This is a genomic window from Escherichia sp. 10290 (genome assembly GCF_030295155.1).
Classification (GTDB): Bacteria; Pseudomonadota; Gammaproteobacteria; order Enterobacterales; family Enterobacteriaceae; genus Escherichia; species Escherichia coli_F.
The window spans coordinates 4,653,558-4,670,647 of record NZ_AP025741.1 but is presented as its reverse complement, the minus strand read 5'-3'; the positions used below and the strand labels follow the sequence as shown (position 1 = coordinate 4,670,647).

General features: G+C 45.7%; 12 protein-coding genes and 1 pseudogene. All 13 read left to right on the top strand.

Going from position 1 to position 17,090, the window contains the following annotated elements:
* Positions 1-223 precede the first annotated feature (223 nt).
* The 13 genes and pseudogenes from glmU to QUE74_RS23345 all read left to right on the top strand — a co-directional run bounded on the left by glmU (position 224) and on the right by QUE74_RS23345 (position 16,624).
* Entirely contained in the window at positions 224-1,594 is a 1,371-nt protein-coding gene (glmU, locus tag QUE74_RS23405; protein ID WP_000933712.1) for a bifunctional UDP-N-acetylglucosamine diphosphorylase/glucosamine-1-phosphate N-acetyltransferase GlmU, read from the top strand.
* A 161-nt stretch (positions 1,595-1,755) separates the two neighbouring features.
* A complete protein-coding gene (gene glmS / locus QUE74_RS23400) occupies positions 1,756-3,585 on the top strand; it encodes a glutamine--fructose-6-phosphate transaminase (isomerizing) (RefSeq protein ID WP_000334093.1) in 1,830 nt (609 codons plus the stop codon).
* Between the two features lie 305 nt (positions 3,586-3,890).
* Positions 3,891-4,463, top strand: coding sequence for a long polar fimbria major subunit LpfA-O113 (gene lpfA-O113 / locus QUE74_RS23395; RefSeq protein ID WP_000827820.1), 573 nt, complete (start codon positions 3,891-3,893; stop codon positions 4,461-4,463).
* A 47-nt stretch (positions 4,464-4,510) separates the two neighbouring features.
* Positions 4,511-5,242, top strand: coding sequence for a long polar fimbrial chaperone LpfB-O113 (lpfB-O113, locus tag QUE74_RS23390; protein ID WP_024166226.1), 732 nt, complete (start codon positions 4,511-4,513; stop codon positions 5,240-5,242).
* Positions 5,243-5,266: 24 nt separating this feature from the next.
* Positions 5,267-7,789, top strand: a complete 2,523-nt coding sequence (gene lpfC-O113 / locus QUE74_RS23385) for a long polar fimbrial usher protein LpfC-O113 (RefSeq protein WP_000258936.1) — start codon at positions 5,267-5,269, stop codon at positions 7,787-7,789.
* Positions 7,790-7,798: 9 nt separating this feature from the next.
* The gene (locus tag QUE74_RS23380) at positions 7,799-8,872 is read left to right on the top strand and encodes a fimbrial protein (protein WP_000794369.1); all 1,074 of its coding nucleotides are present in this window, start codon (positions 7,799-7,801) and stop codon (positions 8,870-8,872) included.
* A gap of 246 nt (positions 8,873-9,118) precedes the next feature.
* The gene (pstS, locus tag QUE74_RS23375) at positions 9,119-10,159 is read left to right on the top strand and encodes a phosphate ABC transporter substrate-binding protein PstS (protein WP_000867149.1); all 1,041 of its coding nucleotides are present in this window, start codon (positions 9,119-9,121) and stop codon (positions 10,157-10,159) included.
* An 85-nt stretch (positions 10,160-10,244) separates the two neighbouring features.
* On the top strand, positions 10,245-11,204 hold the full coding sequence (pstC, locus tag QUE74_RS23370) for a phosphate ABC transporter permease PstC (RefSeq protein ID WP_000741620.1): 960 nt from the start codon (positions 10,245-10,247) through the stop codon (positions 11,202-11,204).
* A complete protein-coding gene (gene pstA, locus QUE74_RS23365; RefSeq protein ID WP_001251991.1) occupies positions 11,204-12,094 on the top strand; it encodes a phosphate ABC transporter permease PstA in 891 nt (296 codons plus the stop codon). Before pstC ends, pstA begins: the two co-directional genes overlap by 1 nt.
* Before the next feature lie 90 nt (positions 12,095-12,184).
* Positions 12,185-12,958, top strand: a complete 774-nt coding sequence (gene pstB / locus QUE74_RS23360; protein ID WP_000063126.1) for a phosphate ABC transporter ATP-binding protein PstB — start codon at positions 12,185-12,187, stop codon at positions 12,956-12,958.
* A gap of 14 nt (positions 12,959-12,972) precedes the next feature.
* The gene (phoU, locus tag QUE74_RS23355) at positions 12,973-13,698 is read left to right on the top strand and encodes a phosphate signaling complex protein PhoU (RefSeq protein ID WP_000377789.1); all 726 of its coding nucleotides are present in this window, start codon (positions 12,973-12,975) and stop codon (positions 13,696-13,698) included.
* Between the two features lie 427 nt (positions 13,699-14,125).
* Positions 14,126-14,273 (top strand): annotated as a pseudogene (locus QUE74_RS23350) (hypothetical protein).
* Positions 14,240-16,624, top strand: a complete 2,385-nt coding sequence (locus tag QUE74_RS23345; protein WP_136801669.1) for a type III effector protein — start codon at positions 14,240-14,242, stop codon at positions 16,622-16,624. Before QUE74_RS23350 ends, QUE74_RS23345 begins: the two are co-directional and overlap by 34 nt.
* Positions 16,625-17,090 lie beyond the last annotated feature (466 nt).

Genomic DNA, 17,090 nt, shown 5'->3' with positions numbered 1-17,090 from the left:
TGATCGAAATAAGAGCAAAAACATCCACCTGACGCTTAAATGAAGGTACTGCCTTAATTTTCTGCAGACAAAAGGCGTGACGATGGTCGAAAATGGCACTTTCGTCAGCGGGGATAATCCGTTATTGAACAATTTATCCTCTGTCCATTTCACGATGAAAAAAATGTAGTTTTTTCAAGGTGAAGCGGTTTAAATTCGTTCTCAAATTACAGTCAGGACGCGTATGTTGAATAATGCTATGAGCGTAGTGATCCTTGCCGCAGGTAAAGGCACGCGCATGTATTCCGATCTTCCGAAAGTGCTGCATACCCTTGCCGGGAAAGCGATGGTTCAGCATGTCATTGATGCTGCGAATGAATTAGGCGCAGCGGACGTTCACCTGGTGTACGGTCACGGCGGCGATCTGCTTAAACAGGCGCTGAAAGACGATAACCTGAACTGGGTGCTTCAGGCAGAACAGCTGGGTACGGGCCATGCAATGCAGCAAGCCGCACCTTTTTTTGCCGATGACGAAGACATTTTAATGCTCTACGGCGACGTGCCGCTGATCTCTGTTGAAACACTCCAGCGCCTGCGTGATGCGAAACCGCAGGGTGGCATTGGTCTGCTGACGGTTAAACTGGATGATCCGACCGGTTATGGACGTATCACCCGTGAAAACGGCAAAGTTACCGGCATTGTTGAGCACAAAGATGCCACCGACGAGCAGCGTCAGATTCAGGAGATCAACACCGGCATTCTGATCGCCAACGGCGCAGATATGAAACGCTGGCTGGCTAAACTGACCAACAATAACGCGCAGGGCGAATACTACATCACCGATATTATTGCGCTGGCGTATCAGGAAGGACGTGAAATTGTTGCCGTTCATCCGCAACGTTTAAGCGAAGTAGAAGGCGTGAATAACCGCCTGCAACTCTCGCGTCTGGAGCGTGTTTATCAATCCGAACAAGCTGAAAAACTGCTGTTAGCAGGCGTTATGCTGCGCGATCCGGCGCGTTTTGATCTGCGCGGTACGCTTACTCACGGGCGCGATGTTGAAATTGATACTAACGTTATCATCGAGGGCAACGTGACTCTCGGTAATCGCGTGAAAATCGGCACCGGTTGCGTGATTAAAAACAGCGTGATTGGCGATGATTGCGAAATTAGCCCGTATACCGTTGTGGAAGATGCGAATCTGGCAGCGGCCTGTACCATTGGCCCGTTTGCCCGTCTGCGTCCTGGTGCTGAGTTGCTGGAAGGCGCACACGTCGGTAACTTCGTTGAGATGAAAAAAGCGCGTCTGGGTAAAGGCTCGAAAGCCGGTCATCTGACTTACCTGGGGGATGCGGAAATTGGCGATAACGTCAACATCGGCGCAGGAACCATTACCTGCAACTACGATGGTGCGAATAAATTTAAAACCATTATTGGCGACGATGTGTTTGTTGGATCCGATACTCAGCTGGTGGCCCCGGTAACGGTAGGCAAAGGCGCAACCATTGCTGCGGGTACAACTGTGACGCGTAATGTTGGCGAAAATGCTCTGGCAATCAGCCGTGTGCCGCAGTCGCAAAAAGAAGGCTGGCGTCGTCCGGTAAAGAAAAAGTAATTCTGGCTGGGTAATCCGGCCATATGGGGTGAGGAGATAACATAATCTCCCGCCCACAAGCAGTAACTATAAAAATAACCCCACTCTCTACAAAGGCTCGGGGCGCCCGAAAAACGGGCATACAGGTTGACCGACAACGATATAAATCGGAATCAAAAACTATGTGTGGAATTGTTGGCGCGATCGCGCAACGTGATGTAGCAGAAATCCTTCTTGAAGGTTTACGTCGTCTGGAATACCGCGGATATGACTCTGCCGGTCTGGCGGTTGTAGATGCAGAAGGTCATATGACCCGCCTGCGTCGCCTCGGTAAAGTCCAGATGCTGGCCCAGGCAGCGGAAGAACATCCTCTGCATGGCGGCACCGGGATTGCTCACACTCGCTGGGCGACGCACGGCGAACCTTCAGAAGTGAATGCGCATCCGCATGTTTCTGAACACATTGTGGTGGTGCATAACGGCATCATCGAAAACCATGAACCGCTGCGTGAAGCGTTAAAAGCACGTGGCTATACCTTTGTTTCTGAAACCGACACCGAAGTGATTGCACACCTGGTGAACTGGGAACTGAAACAAGGCGGTACTCTGCGTGAGGCTGTTCTGCGTGCTATTCCGCAACTGCGCGGCGCGTACGGTACGGTAATTATGGACTCCCGTCACCCGGATACCCTGCTGGCGGCTCGTTCTGGTAGCCCGCTGGTGATTGGCCTGGGCATGGGCGAAAACTTTATTGCTTCTGACCAGTTGGCGCTGTTGCCAGTGACCCGTCGCTTTATCTTCCTTGAAGAAGGCGATATTGCGGAAATCACTCGCCGTTCGGTAAACATCTTCGATAAAACTGGCGCGGAAGTGAAACGTCAGGATATCGAATCCAATCTGCAATATGACGCGGGCGATAAAGGTATTTACCGCCACTACATGCAGAAAGAGATCTACGAACAGCCGAACGCGATCAAAAATACCCTTACCGGGCGCATCAGCCACGGTCAGGTTGATTTGAGCGAGCTGGGACCGAACGCCGACGAACTGCTGTCGAAGGTTGAGCATATTCAGATCCTCGCCTGTGGTACTTCTTACAACTCCGGTATGGTTTCCCGCTACTGGTTTGAAGCGCTGGCAGGTATTCCGTGCGATGTTGAAATCGCCTCTGAATTCCGCTATCGCAAATCAGCCGTGCGTCGTAACAGCCTGATGATCACTCTGTCGCAGTCCGGTGAAACCGCGGATACCCTGGCGGGTCTGCGTCTGTCAAAAGAATTGGGTTACCTTGGATCGCTGGCAATCTGTAACGTTCCTGGCTCTTCGCTGGTACGTGAATCCGATTTGGCGCTGATGACCAATGCGGGTACGGAAATTGGCGTGGCGTCCACCAAAGCATTCACCACTCAGTTAACCGTGTTGTTGATGCTGGTGGCGAAGCTGTCTCGCCTGAAAGGTCTCGATGCCTCCATTGAGCATGATATCGTGCATGGTCTGCAGGCGTTACCGAGCCGTATTGAGCAGATGCTGTCTCAGGACAAACGCATTGAAGCTCTGGCAGAAGATTTCTCTGACAAACACCACGCGCTGTTCCTGGGCCGTGGCGATCAGTACCCAATCGCGCTGGAAGGCGCATTGAAGCTGAAAGAGATCTCTTATATTCATGCGGAAGCCTACGCAGCAGGCGAACTGAAACACGGTCCGCTGGCGCTGATTGACGCGGATATGCCGGTTATCGTCGTCGCACCGAACAACGAATTGCTGGAAAAACTGAAATCCAACATTGAAGAAGTTCGCGCGCGTGGCGGTCAGTTGTATGTCTTTGCCGATCAGGATGCTGGTTTTGTGAGCAGTGATAACATGCACATCATCGAGATGCCACATGTAGAAGAGGTGATTGCACCGATCTTCTACACCGTTCCTCTGCAGTTGCTGGCCTATCACGTTGCTCTGATTAAGGGCACTGACGTTGACCAGCCACGTAATCTGGCAAAATCGGTAACGGTTGAGTAATTTTCATCATTGATATAAAAGGGCTGCCGACGGGCGGCCTTTTTTATAAAGTGTATCAACGATTTATTATTGATGTACAAATTAATATAAATATATTCTGAATTATTGGTGATGTCCTATTACGCACTTGATTTTTTACTGTTTTAATAATATTTATATAATAAATTTATATTTAATTTCGCATAATTAATATTATTTTTAGATAAAAATACCCCTTTGGTGTACTATGCCTTTGAATCATAAAATCACTTATTAATTTAAGTTATGATTTAGACTGAAGGATATATTATATCAATGGAGTTTGTATGAAACGTAATATTATTGGCGGTGCAATTACGCTGGCATCTTTAATGTTAGCCGGAAATGCACTTGCAGAAGATGGCGTTGTTCACTTTGTCGGTGAAATTGTCGATAGCACATGCGAAGTGACTTCCGATACCGCCGATCAAACAGTACCTCTTGGTAAGGTCAGTAAAAGTGCGTTTTCAGGAGTAGGCAGCCTGGCGTCACCACAGCAATTTAGTATTAAACTGGAAAATTGCCCAGCAACCTATACTCAGGCAGCCGTCCGTTTCGATGGTACTGAAGCACCTGGCGGAGACGGTGACCTGAAAGTGGGTACACCGCTGACATCGGGTACACCTGGCGATTTTACCGGTACAGGGCAAGCGATTGCGGCAACCGGCGTCGGTATTCGTATTTTTAACCGGGCGGATAATTCTCAGGTTAAACTTTATAACGACTCTGCTTATAGCACAATCGACGCTGACGGTAAGGCTGAAATGAAGTTTATTGCACGCTATGTTGCTACCAATACGACCGTAACGGCGGGTACAGCAAACGCGGATTCACAATTCACCGTCGAATATAAGAAATAATTAATACAGGGCCTTTTTATTCAGTTGGCTTTGGCCAGGGAGTCGTTATGTCCAGAAAAAGTTGTTTAATCAGGCTCTTTAAAACAACAATTTCGTGTAATTTATTGAGGATTATTATTCTAAGCATCTTTTTCCTCCAGCCGACATTGACCTGTGCAGGTGTTGTCATTGGCGGTACACGGGTTGTTTATTTGAGTAATAATGCTGATAAATCTATTTCTGTATTTAGTAAGGAAGAAAAAATTCCTTATCTCATCCAGGCATGGGTGGATCCGTTTAATAAAGATGATAAAACTAAAGCGCCATTTATTGTTATTCCTCCGGTATCACGGTTAGAACCCGCGCAAGAAAAAATATTACGTATTGTCCATACTAAAGGTTTGTCATTACCAGAGGATCGAGAGTCTGTCTTCTGGCTAAATATCAAAAATATTCCACCCTCTGCGAGCAGCAAAGAAGCGAACTCGCTGGAAATCGCCGTTAAAACGCGAATTAAGCTGTTCTGGAGACCGGCATCTATCCGCATGATTCCCGAAGATGCCGCACCAAAGGTGAAGTGGCATCGGGAAGGCCGAAATCTTATTGCTGAGAACCCTAACCCGATTCATATCAGCGTGATGGATGTCATTGTTGATGGCCATGATGTACCTCTTAACATGATCCGCCCTTTCGAGACGCTCACGTTACCGTTGCCTGCTAATTCTTCGGGTAGCCAAATGACCTGGCGATTTATTAATGATTACGGCGCGATAAGCGAACCATTAAAGCAAGCGTTGTAAGCATTGCATAAGGATAGGCGAATTATGGTTACGACCAGAATAGCGGTTGGTCTGACGGCAGGGACATGTCTCGTTTTCTCGCAAAGCCTGATGGCCGAGGTCAGCGTATTTAATCCGGCGCTGCTGGAAATAGACCATCAATCCGGAGTCGATATTCGCCAGTTTAACAAAGCGAATCACATACCTCCCGGCGCCTACAGTGTTGATATTTTTATCAATGGCAAAATGTTCGAGCGTCAGGATGTCACTTTTGTTCAGGATAACCCTGATGCCGATCTGCACGCCTGCTTTGTCGCGATTAAAAAAAAGCTGACTTCCTTTGGTGTAAAAGTTGACGCGCTGAAATCGCTCAATAAGGTGGATGACAATGCCTGTATTGACCCTGCACCACGCATTGAAGGCTCAACCTGGCAACTGGACGGCGATAAGCTGCAACTGAATATCACCATTCCCCAGATCTATATGGATGCGATGGCTTACGATTACATAAGCCCCACGCGTTGGGATGAGGGAATTAACGCACTGACTATCAACTACGATTTTTCCGGTTCACATACTCTGCGCTCGGATTACAACTCACAGGAGACCGATACCAGTTATCTCAACCTGCGTAACGGACTCAATATTGGGCCGTGGCGACTCCGCAATTACAGCACCTTGAACACCACCGATGGTCGTGCGGAATACAACTCTATCAGTACCTGGATACAACGTGATATTGCTGCGTTAAGAAGCCAGATTATGATTGGCGATACGTGGACGGCGAGCGATATTTTCGACAGCACGCAAATCCGTGGTGCACGACTTTATACTGATAAAGATATGTTACCCGCCAGCCAGAATGGCTTTGCGCCTGTGGTTCGTGGGATTGCAAAATCCAACGCCACCGTCATCATTCGACAGAACGGCTACGTAATTTATCAGTCAGCCGTGCCACAAGGTGCCTTTGAAATCACCGACCTCAATACTGCCAGCTCAGGCGGCGACCTGGACGTGACTATCAAGGAAGAAGATGGTAGTGAACAACGATTCACCCAGCCTTATGCGTCGCTGGCAATCCTCAAACGTGAAGGTCAGACCGATGTAGATGTTAGCGTGGGGGAGCTGCGCGATGAAGATGGTTTTACTCCTGACGTGCTTCAGGCACAGATCCTTCATGGCTTGCCCCACGGTTTTACCTTGTATGGTGGCGTACAGGCTGCTGAAAAGTATGGTTCTGTTGCTTTGGGGGTAGGTAAAGATCTCGGTTCTCTGGGAGCCATCTCTTTAGATGCGACACATGCCAGAGCGAAATTTGCAGATGATGATACGGAAACGGGTCAGTCATATCGTTTTCTGTATTCAAAACGTTTTGACGATACAGACACCAGCTTACGCCTGGTTGGCTATCGTTACTCCACCGAAGGCTACTATACCCTCAATGAATGGGCATCCCGGCAAAATAGTCCAGAAGATTTCTGGCAAACCGGAAACCGTCGCAGCCGTGTGGAAGGAACGTTAACGCAATCGCTGGGCAGAGATTATGGCAACTTATACCTGACATTAAGCCGCCAGCAATATTGGCACACAGATGATGTCGAACGATTAATCCAATTTGGTTACAGCAGTAGCTGGAAGCGACTCTCGTGGAACGTCTCGTGGAGTTATTCCAATACGGCCCGGCAAGGGACGAGTAATAGTTATGCCAGTGATAACACCAGCGAACAAATCTACATGCTCTCTTTATCAGTTCCATTATCGGGCTGGTGGGGAAATAGTTATGCCACCTATTCGGTTTCGCAAAATGATGATTCTGGTAGCTCGCATCAACTTGGCCTAAGCGGTACGGCGCTGGAGAAAAATAATCTCTCCTGGAATCTCATGCAGTCCTATAACAGCCGCGATGATCAAGTAGGCGGTAATATGTCGCTGACCTATGACGGTACCTACGGCACGTTAAACGGCAGTTATAACTACAGCCAAAATTCTCAGCGACTCAATTATGGTATCCGGGGGGGTATTTTGGCGCACAGTGAAGGGATAACGTTTAGCCAGGAACTGGGTGAAACCATTGCCCTTATTAAAGCACCGGGAGCCGCAGGTCTGGAAATTGATAATATGCGCGGGGCGGCAACAGACTGGCGTGGTTACACGGTTAAGACACAGCTAAATCCTTATGATGAAAACCGGGTAGCGATCAGCGACAACTATTTCTCTAAGTCGAATGTTGAACTCGATAATACCGTCGTTACGATGGTTCCTACCCGCGGCGCGGTGGTTAAAGCGGAGTTTGTGACGCATGTGGGTTACCGCGTTCTCTTCAGAGTGGTAAATGCAAATGGTAAACCGGCACCTTTTGGCGCCATTGCCTCAGTTCAAAACGCAAGTACCGCCGATTCAGGAATAGTTGGTGATTCTGGTGAGCTTTATCTCTCGGGTCTGTCAGATAAAGGGCAGGTCACTTTATCCTGGGGAGGAGACGCAGTCACGAAATGTACCTTTGGCTACTCACTTTCCGTACCAGAAAATGAGAATGGTTTAATTGAACAGAGTGTCACCTGTAAATAAAGGTTTTTTATGAAAAATAATATTCTGGTGTGGTGTTTTTCTATTGTTGCCATTTTTTACACGAGTACGACTCTTGCGGCTCCTAAAGGTATCTGTACTCCGGATAATGGCGTTTTTCATAGCGTGCTTGATTTTCCTGGATATGTTATTACGGCAGCTCAAAATAAAGCGGGGGGCACATTTAATACGACAGTAACTAATGGTGGGTCTTATCCGGCACACTGTCATTGTGATACTGGAACAGCCGGTGAATTTCCCTATATTTACTACACAGCAAGAATAAATGAATCTTTAAGTTATGCAGGCGTTCATTCTAATTTAAATTACTATAATCTTAATTCTCATCTTGATGTAGGTATGGCAATCGATCTTTTGGGAGTCGGATTTGTTAATGCACCATTCGAGTATCATGCTAACAATCCCTCTGGAACAACAGTATATAAGTGTAGTAGAGTCGACCCATTAAGTATTTCCAGTGGCGCTAAGGCTCAGGTTTATTTTTATATCAAAAAGCCATTTGCAGGAAAGTTAATTATTCCCGAGACGCTTATCGCAAAGTTGTATGGAACTATCAGTCGTGATACACCGGTTGATTATTCTAAACCGATGGCTGATGTTTATATTCGTGGAGACATTACTGCACCACAAAGTTGTGAAATTAATAGTTTGCAGCCTATTAATTTTGATTTTAGTACTATTCCAGCCTCAGATTTTTCATCTGTTGTCGGGAGTGCTGTGTCAGCGCATAAAATCACCAAAACTGTCACCATTAAGTGTGAGTATTTAGGAATACTGAATACGGATGATATCACTACCTCTTTTTACGCTACTGAATCCAGTAGCGATAATTCAATGGTTGTAACATCAAACCCAAATGTAGGGGTAAAAATCTACGATAAAAATAACAGGGAAATCAAGGTCAACGGTGGAGAACTGTCAACTGATATGGGAGCAACAAGCGTTTATGGCGAGAAAGCTGGCAGCGTGACGTTTTCTGCTGCGCCTGCGAGCCTCACGGGTGCTCGACCCGCGCCAGGAACATTTACCGCTACGGCAACTATCACCATCGAAATTGTTCGTTAATCAAAGGACAACGGTGCTCCTCGCACCGTTGTCATCAGACACCTATTTCTAACCTATTTGCACATGACATGACAAAAAGATGACATGGTTTTTCTTTTTGCCTGGTTATAAAAATCAATAAATTACGCATAAATCTCGTTGTGTCATAAAACTGTCATATTCCATACATATAACTGTCACCTGTTTGTCCTATTTTGCTTCTCGTAGCCAACAAACAATGCTTTATGAATCCTCCCAGGAGACATTATGAAAGTTATGCGTACCACCGTCGCAACTGTTGTCGCCGCGACCTTATCGATGAGCGCTTTCTCTGTGTTTGCAGAAGCAAGCCTGACAGGTGCAGGTGCAACCTTCCCTGCGCCGGTGTATGCCAAATGGGCTGACACTTACCAGAAAGAAACCGGTAATAAAGTTAACTACCAGGGTATCGGTTCTTCCGGCGGCGTAAAACAGATTATCGCCAACACCGTTGATTTCGGTGCTTCTGACGCGCCGCTGTCTGACGAAAAACTGGCTCAGGAAGGTCTGTTCCAGTTCCCGACCGTAATTGGCGGCGTGGTGCTGGCGGTTAACATTCCGGGGCTAAAATCTGGCGAACTGGTGCTGGATGGTAAAACCCTTGGCGACATCTACCTGGGCAAAATCAAAAAGTGGGATGATGAAGCCATCGCCAAACTGAATCCGGGTCTGAAACTGCCTTCACAGAACATTGCTGTAGTGCGCCGTGCAGATGGCTCCGGGACATCCTTTGTCTTCACCAGCTACCTGGCGAAAGTGAACGAAGAGTGGAAAAACAACGTCGGTACTGGCTCTACCGTAAAATGGCCGATTGGTCTGGGTGGTAAAGGAAACGACGGTATCGCCGCGTTCGTTCAGCGTCTACCGGGGGCAATTGGTTACGTTGAATATGCTTACGCTAAGCAGAACAACCTGGCGTACACCAAACTGATCTCCGCTGATGGTAAACCAGTTAGTCCGACCGAAGAAAACTTCGCTAATGCAGCAAAAGGCGCAGACTGGAGCAAAACATTCGCTCAGGATCTGACCAACCAGAAAGGCGAAGATGCATGGCCTATCACTTCTACCACCTTCATTCTGATCCACAAAGATCAGAAGAAACCTGAGCAGGGTGTAGAAGTGCTGAAGTTCTTCGACTGGGCGTACAAAACTGGGGCTAAACAGGCTAACGACCTGGATTACGCCAGCCTGCCGGATAGCGTAGTTGAACAAGTTCGCGCTGCGTGGAAGACCAATATTAAAGACAGTAGCGGCAAGCCACTGTACTAATAAAACACCATGCCGGATAAGGCATTAACAGCTTATCCGGCATTACAAAATGACTTTGTAAACGCGTTTAACTGAAGAGTAACTTATGGCTGCAACCAAGCCTGCTTTTAACCCACCGGGTAAAAAGGGCGACATAATTTTCAGCGTGCTGGTAAAACTGGCGGCGCTGATTGTGCTATTGATGTTGGGTGGCATTATTGTCTCTCTGATCATCTCCTCCTGGCCGAGCATTCAGAAATTTGGTCTGGCTTTCCTGTGGACCAAAGAGTGGGATGCGCCGAACGATATCTACGGGGCGCTGGTGCCGATCTACGGTACTCTGGTGACCTCGTTTATCGCGTTGCTGATCGCCGTCCCGGTGAGTTTCGGTATCGCCCTGTTTCTGACCGAGCTTGCGCCTGGCTGGCTGAAGCGCCCGCTGGGTATCGCCATTGAGCTGCTGGCAGCCATTCCAAGTATCGTGTACGGCATGTGGGGCCTGTTTATCTTTGCGCCGCTGTTCGCCGTTTACTTCCAGGAGCCGGTCGGCAATATCATGTCGAATATCCCGATTGTTGGCGCGCTGTTCTCCGGCCCGGCCTTTGGTATCGGTATCCTTGCGGCAGGCGTGATCCTCGCCATCATGATTATTCCGTACATTGCAGCGGTAATGCGCGATGTATTCGAACAAACCCCGGTGATGATGAAAGAGTCAGCCTACGGTATCGGCTGCACCACCTGGGAAGTTATCTGGCGTATCGTTCTTCCGTTCACCAAAAATGGGGTAATCGGCGGCATTATGCTGGGTCTGGGGCGCGCGCTCGGTGAAACCATGGCAGTGACCTTTATCATCGGTAACACCTACCAGCTCGACAGCGCCTCGCTGTACATGCCGGGCAACAGCATCACCTCTGCGCTAGCCAACGAATTTGCGGAAGCGGAATCCGGCCTGCACGTGGCTGCACTGATGGAACTGGGCCTGATCCTGTTTGTGATTACCTTCATCGTCCTCGCTGCATCGAAATTTATGATTATGCGCCTGGCTAAGAATGAGGGGGCACGCTAATGGCTATGGTTGAAATGCAAACCACTGCGGCGCTGGCAGAATCCCGCCGCAAAATGCAGGCGCGTCGCCGCCTCAAGAACCGTATTGCACTGACGCTCTCAATGGCGACGATGGCCTTCGGCCTGTTCTGGCTGATCTGGATTTTAATGTCCACCATCACCCGCGGTATCGACGGTATGTCGTTGGCGCTGTTCACTGAAATGACGCCGCCGCCAAATACGGAAGGCGGTGGTCTGGCGAACGCCCTGGCAGGTAGCGGCTTGTTAATTTTGTGGGCTACGGTATTCGGTACGCCACTGGGCATTATGGCGGGGATTTACCTGGCGGAATATGGACGTAAATCCTGGCTGGCAGAAGTTATTCGCTTCATTAACGACATTCTGCTCTCCGCGCCGTCGATTGTGGTTGGTCTGTTTGTTTACACCATCGTGGTGGCACAGATGGAGCACTTCTCTGGCTGGGCTGGCGTGATTGCCCTGGCGCTGTTGCAGGTGCCGATTGTTATCCGCACCACCGAGAACATGCTGAAACTGGTGCCGGACAGCCTGCGTGAAGCGGCTTATGCGCTGGGTACGCCGAAGTGGAAGATGATCTCCGCGATTACGCTGAAAGCGTCGGTGTCCGGGATTATGACCGGTATCCTGCTGGCGATTGCCCGTATTGCCGGTGAAACCGCGCCGCTGCTGTTTACCGCGCTCTCCAACCAGTTCTGGAGCACGGACATGATGCAGCCGATCGCCAACCTGCCGGTAACGATCTTTAAGTTTGCGATGAGCCCATTTGCAGAATGGCAGCAACTGGCCTGGGCCGGGGTGTTGATTATAACCCTGTGCGTCCTGCTGCTGAACATTCTGGCGCGCGTTGTTTTTGCGAAGAATAAACACGGTTAACACTTTGCCGGATGCAGTGTGAACGCCTTATCCGGCCTACGGTAAGCCTGATTAGCGAAGTGCATCAGGCACGATGAGGAAAAGATTGCAATGAGTATGGTTGAAACTGCCCCGAGTAAAATTCAGGTTCGTAATTTGAACTTCTACTACGGCAAATTCCATGCCCTGAAAAACATCAACCTGGATATCGCCAAAAACCAGGTTACGGCGTTTATCGGGCCGTCTGGCTGCGGTAAATCGACGCTGCTGCGTACTTTCAACAAAATGTTTGAACTGTATCCGGAGCAGCGTGCGGAAGGTGAGATTCTGCTCGATGGCGACAACATCCTGACTAACACTCAGGATATCGCCCTGCTGCGTGCGAAAGTGGGCATGGTGTTCCAGAAACCGACGCCGTTCCCTATGTCCATCTACGACAACATCGCCTTTGGTGTTCGTCTGTTTGAGAAGCTCTCCCGTGCGGATATGGACGAGCGCGTGCAGTGGGCATTGACCAAAGCCGCATTGTGGAACGAAACCAAAGATAAATTGCACCAGAGCGGTTACTCTCTCTCTGGTGGTCAGCAACAGCGTCTGTGCATTGCGCGTGGTATCGCCATTCGCCCGGAAGTGCTGCTGCTCGACGAACCGTGTTCGGCGCTCGACCCTATCTCTACCGGGCGTATTGAAGAGCTGATCACCGAACTGAAGCAGGATTACACCGTAGTGATCGTCACCCACAACATGCAGCAGGCTGCGCGTTGTTCCGACCACACGGCGTTTATGTACCTGGGCGAATTGATTGAGTTCAGCAACACGGACGATCTGTTCACCAAACCAGCGAAGAAACAAACAGAAGACTACATCACCGGTCGTTACGGTTGATTCAGGAGTGCGTTATGGACAGTCTCAATCTTAATAAACATATTTCCGGCCAGTTCAACGCCGAACTGGAAAGCATCCGCACGCAGGTGATGACCATGGGCGGCATGGTGGAGCAGCAGCTTTCTGATGCAATCACCGCGATGCATAACCAGGACAGCGATCTGGCGAAGCGGGTGATCGAAGGCGACAAGAACGTCAACATGATGGAAGTGGCGATCGATGAAGCCTGCGTGCGCATTATCGCCAAACGTCAGCCGACGGCGAGCGACCTGCGTCTGGTGATGGTGATCAGCAAAACCATTGCCGAGCTGGAGCGTATTGGTGACGTGGCGGATAAAATCTGCCGTACTGCGCTGGAGAAATTCTCCCAGCAGCATCAGCCGTTGCTGGTAAGCCTGGAATCACTGGGGCGTCACACTATCCAGATGCTGCATGACGTGCTGGACGCGTTCGCGCGGATGGATATTGACGAAGCGGTGCGAATTTATCGGGAAGATAAAAAAGTCGATCAGGAGTACGAAGGTATTGTTCGTCAACTGATGACCTACATGATGGAAGATTCGCGCACCATTCCGAGCGTCCTTACCGCGCTGTTCTGTGCACGTTCTATCGAACGTATCGGCGACCGCTGCCAGAATATTTGTGAATACATCTTCTACTACGTGAAAGGTCAGGATTTCCGTCACGTAGGCGGTGATGAGCTGGATAAACTGCTGGCCGGAAAAGACCCGAAAGAGTAACGCTAACTGTAGGTCAGATAAGGCTTTTACGCCGCATCTGGCAATCAGCCCGGTCATACATAGTTACCGGGCTGATAAACTTTCTCCTTGAAATATTGCCACACAAACTCACCTCGAAACTCTCCCCAGTGCAATGCAAATATATTATTTCATTTGAATTATTTTACTTATAATGTAGTGCCCCGTTATAAAATTTTTTTTGTTATTCCTTTCATTTATATCGTTACCCGCACAGAAAATGGAAAAGAAAACAAAAAAACCAGGGTAAAAGCCCTATATCGGAACATAAAAAATGAGCGATTTTTTACAGTATTCATAGGTGGTTTAGTCATAATCGTATCAAAACAACACCAAAGTGTTCTTTTTTATACAAAACGGTTATGTATTGTGAGCGGGCGAATAAATATTGTGTTCAGGAGAAATGATTATGGCTATATCATCATATAGTACAGTTACAGATAAATTTGCTACTCTGACTAAAATGCCAGATGAAAATCTGAATGAAAAAAATAGAACGCAAAAATATTCAGGAAAAATTGGTTTGTCTCTTGATGATGTGGGTAAGTATTCAGTAACTCATAAAGATATAACAAATATTTTAGCTGGTGATAGTCAATCTTTTCTTAAACGAAGTCTTTGGGAGTTTATACTCGATCTTTTTCCCATGTCTCATATTAAGGAGGCTAAACAAGCCATTGTAGATTTTGTGACGAAAACTGATGATAAAGTTGAGATGTTTAATAGAGTTAAATCTCTCGCCGATCAAGATCAACAATGGCGCTTTAATACGACTACAGAATTTACTGTAGATGAAAATAAAGACATTATTGTTAGTAGAGTATTTAATATAAATATTAATGCGCAAGATTATCATAATGATGCTGAAAAAAACACAATGCGTTCTTTATTTTCTGAAGAACTCAGCTTGGATATTTATAAGCATGATATTCATTTTGATCAGAAGGCTTTTCAATCAGGGATGCTGAAAATACAGTTCCCAAATGATAATGAAAAGCTTAGCGTATATTTAAAAAATAAAATCCCCTTTGAAAATATCACAATCGATTTATCTGCGCTGGAAAAAGAAGCCCTGGCATCTCTAAAATATTGTAACTTTAAAAAAGTGACATTCACTGGTGCTATATCTTACGAAAATCTTAATGGTTCAGTATTTGGAAATTGTTTTTTTGAGGACTGTATTTTTGAGAATGTGTCACTTGTTAGCTCCAGGTATCGAGTAAAACCAAATAATGAAATACCTATTTACGGCGTGTTTAAAGAGTGTTTTCTGTATCGATGTGAAATAAAAAATTTTAACATAGATACATCAAAAATATACTCTGTAAATCAAGATCCCAATGTGGGTAAGCCAGTTGGTGCATATCTGTTTATGCAGTCATTTGTAGATGAGTGTACTCTTCAGGATGGAGTGTGTAAAAATGCAAGTGTTATTGCAAGCAGTTTGTTATGTTGTAAAATAGCAAAGCTTAATGGTGCTGAAATGGATTTCATAGGGACTTCGTTTTATCACAAATATAAATGTGAATTAAAATATGATAATCATTTTTATAATTGTGATTTTAGCTCCTCTGATATGACATACAAGCGAAATGGAATTCGCAAAGATTTACTGGATTTTGATCCCAGAGAGTATTTCAAAAAGGATGGAGGTAAACTTAATCTGGATAAACACATTTCAAACCTTATCTACGTTAATCTTTTCCCTAATATGAGTGGCGGTCGTTATATAAATGATAAATACGTTGCTGATGATATAGATAAATATTTAAAACTTAGTAATTGCAATTTACTTAAAACTTGTTTGGGCGAGTCAATCAATGGAATTAAATTGGATGATTGTGCTATTGATCATTTAACCACTTGGTTAAGTGGTAATCTTGCTGCGAATAGCCAAATTAGAATTCCTGTTTATATGGACATGAAAGGAGCTATAGCTGAAAATGGCATTTCAGATTTCATGAAAAATTTAATGGAAATTAATTCATGGGTAGAAGAATTTAATAATTATGGCAAGGATGCGGAAAGTCATTACCAAAAGGAACTATTATATTTACAATCTTTGTTGGTCAAGCTGGGGCGCTTCAATCTTGATGATGAAGGAAAAAAATATCAACTTAATGGTGAAGCTATCCAGTATATTATATTAAAAGTTTTGTACAATATAGAAAAAGATATAGCCAATGAAATAGATATTGATAAAGTGAATTTCATGCATAAGCTCTATACTGGATTCTTTTGGCAAAGACCTTACGATCAACGTAACTATTTAAAAATAAATCGTTCTGCTATTTCAAACAGCAAAACATTTCACTTCCACTTTGATTTTAATGATTTGCGAAATATTTACAAAGAATATAATAAAAATCATAAAGATGATAGTTTTGATAAAATGCAAAAGATTTTTTTAGCATTGAATGAATTTAAGGAAAGAACGAAAATAAATTATAGGGATTATAGAAAAGTATCAAAATATGTAGATGATAAAGTCGATTTATTCTCTGGCATTGAGCAATACTTACGGTGGGTAATTGAGAAAAATAATGACTATAATAAGGAAAATTATGGCGATATAAAAGACAAATATGCCAAACTTATTGTCGAAAGAAATGATTTAGTCGATACTAAGGATCAATTGATTAAAGAGGATTTTTACTTAAATAATAAAGACAATAAAGATAAAAAAGATGCGGAAAGAATTAATGAGATTAAGGGGATAATAAAGGTGATAGATGGAAAAATACCAAATATAAGTAAAGAGATTCTACATCTTAAGGATGAAACAGAGAGATTGGAGAAAGAGTATCAACAAGAAAATACACTTAATGATGTAGTTCAAAATATCAGGAGTTGGCTAAAAGAAAATGAAAATATGGTGAAAGCTATTAAGAAAATTGATACTGAATAACATGGCGAATAAATAAACGGATCAAGTCGTTCCTGTGACAATGAGGTTATACGAAAAGACGCTTACTCATCAGAAATTTGGTATGCTTTAATTAAACCAGTGTCGCTGATGTGTAAGCGTTGACGTTGGGAGGCGATTAAATGGTTATACCACTCCTACGCCTTTTCCAGACGGCGTATAAGAGTGCAACATGTTGAGTTTTCCGAGCGAATGGTGCATTTTACTAACCGAGCCATTTGAAACAACCAACGCAATAAAAAAGACTGGAATAATAAGCCTGTATTTATTATTCATCGCAATCGCACTCTACGGTTTTATCCTGCAGAAATGAGACTACTTCCAGCGGTTGTGGATTATCCCTGGGCGATAGTCATAGTCTGGTGTCAGGATTCACAAATGACCTGTTACCTGACATGGATATAAACACAACATAGAGTGCGGTAGTTAATCTGAATCATCTATTTTT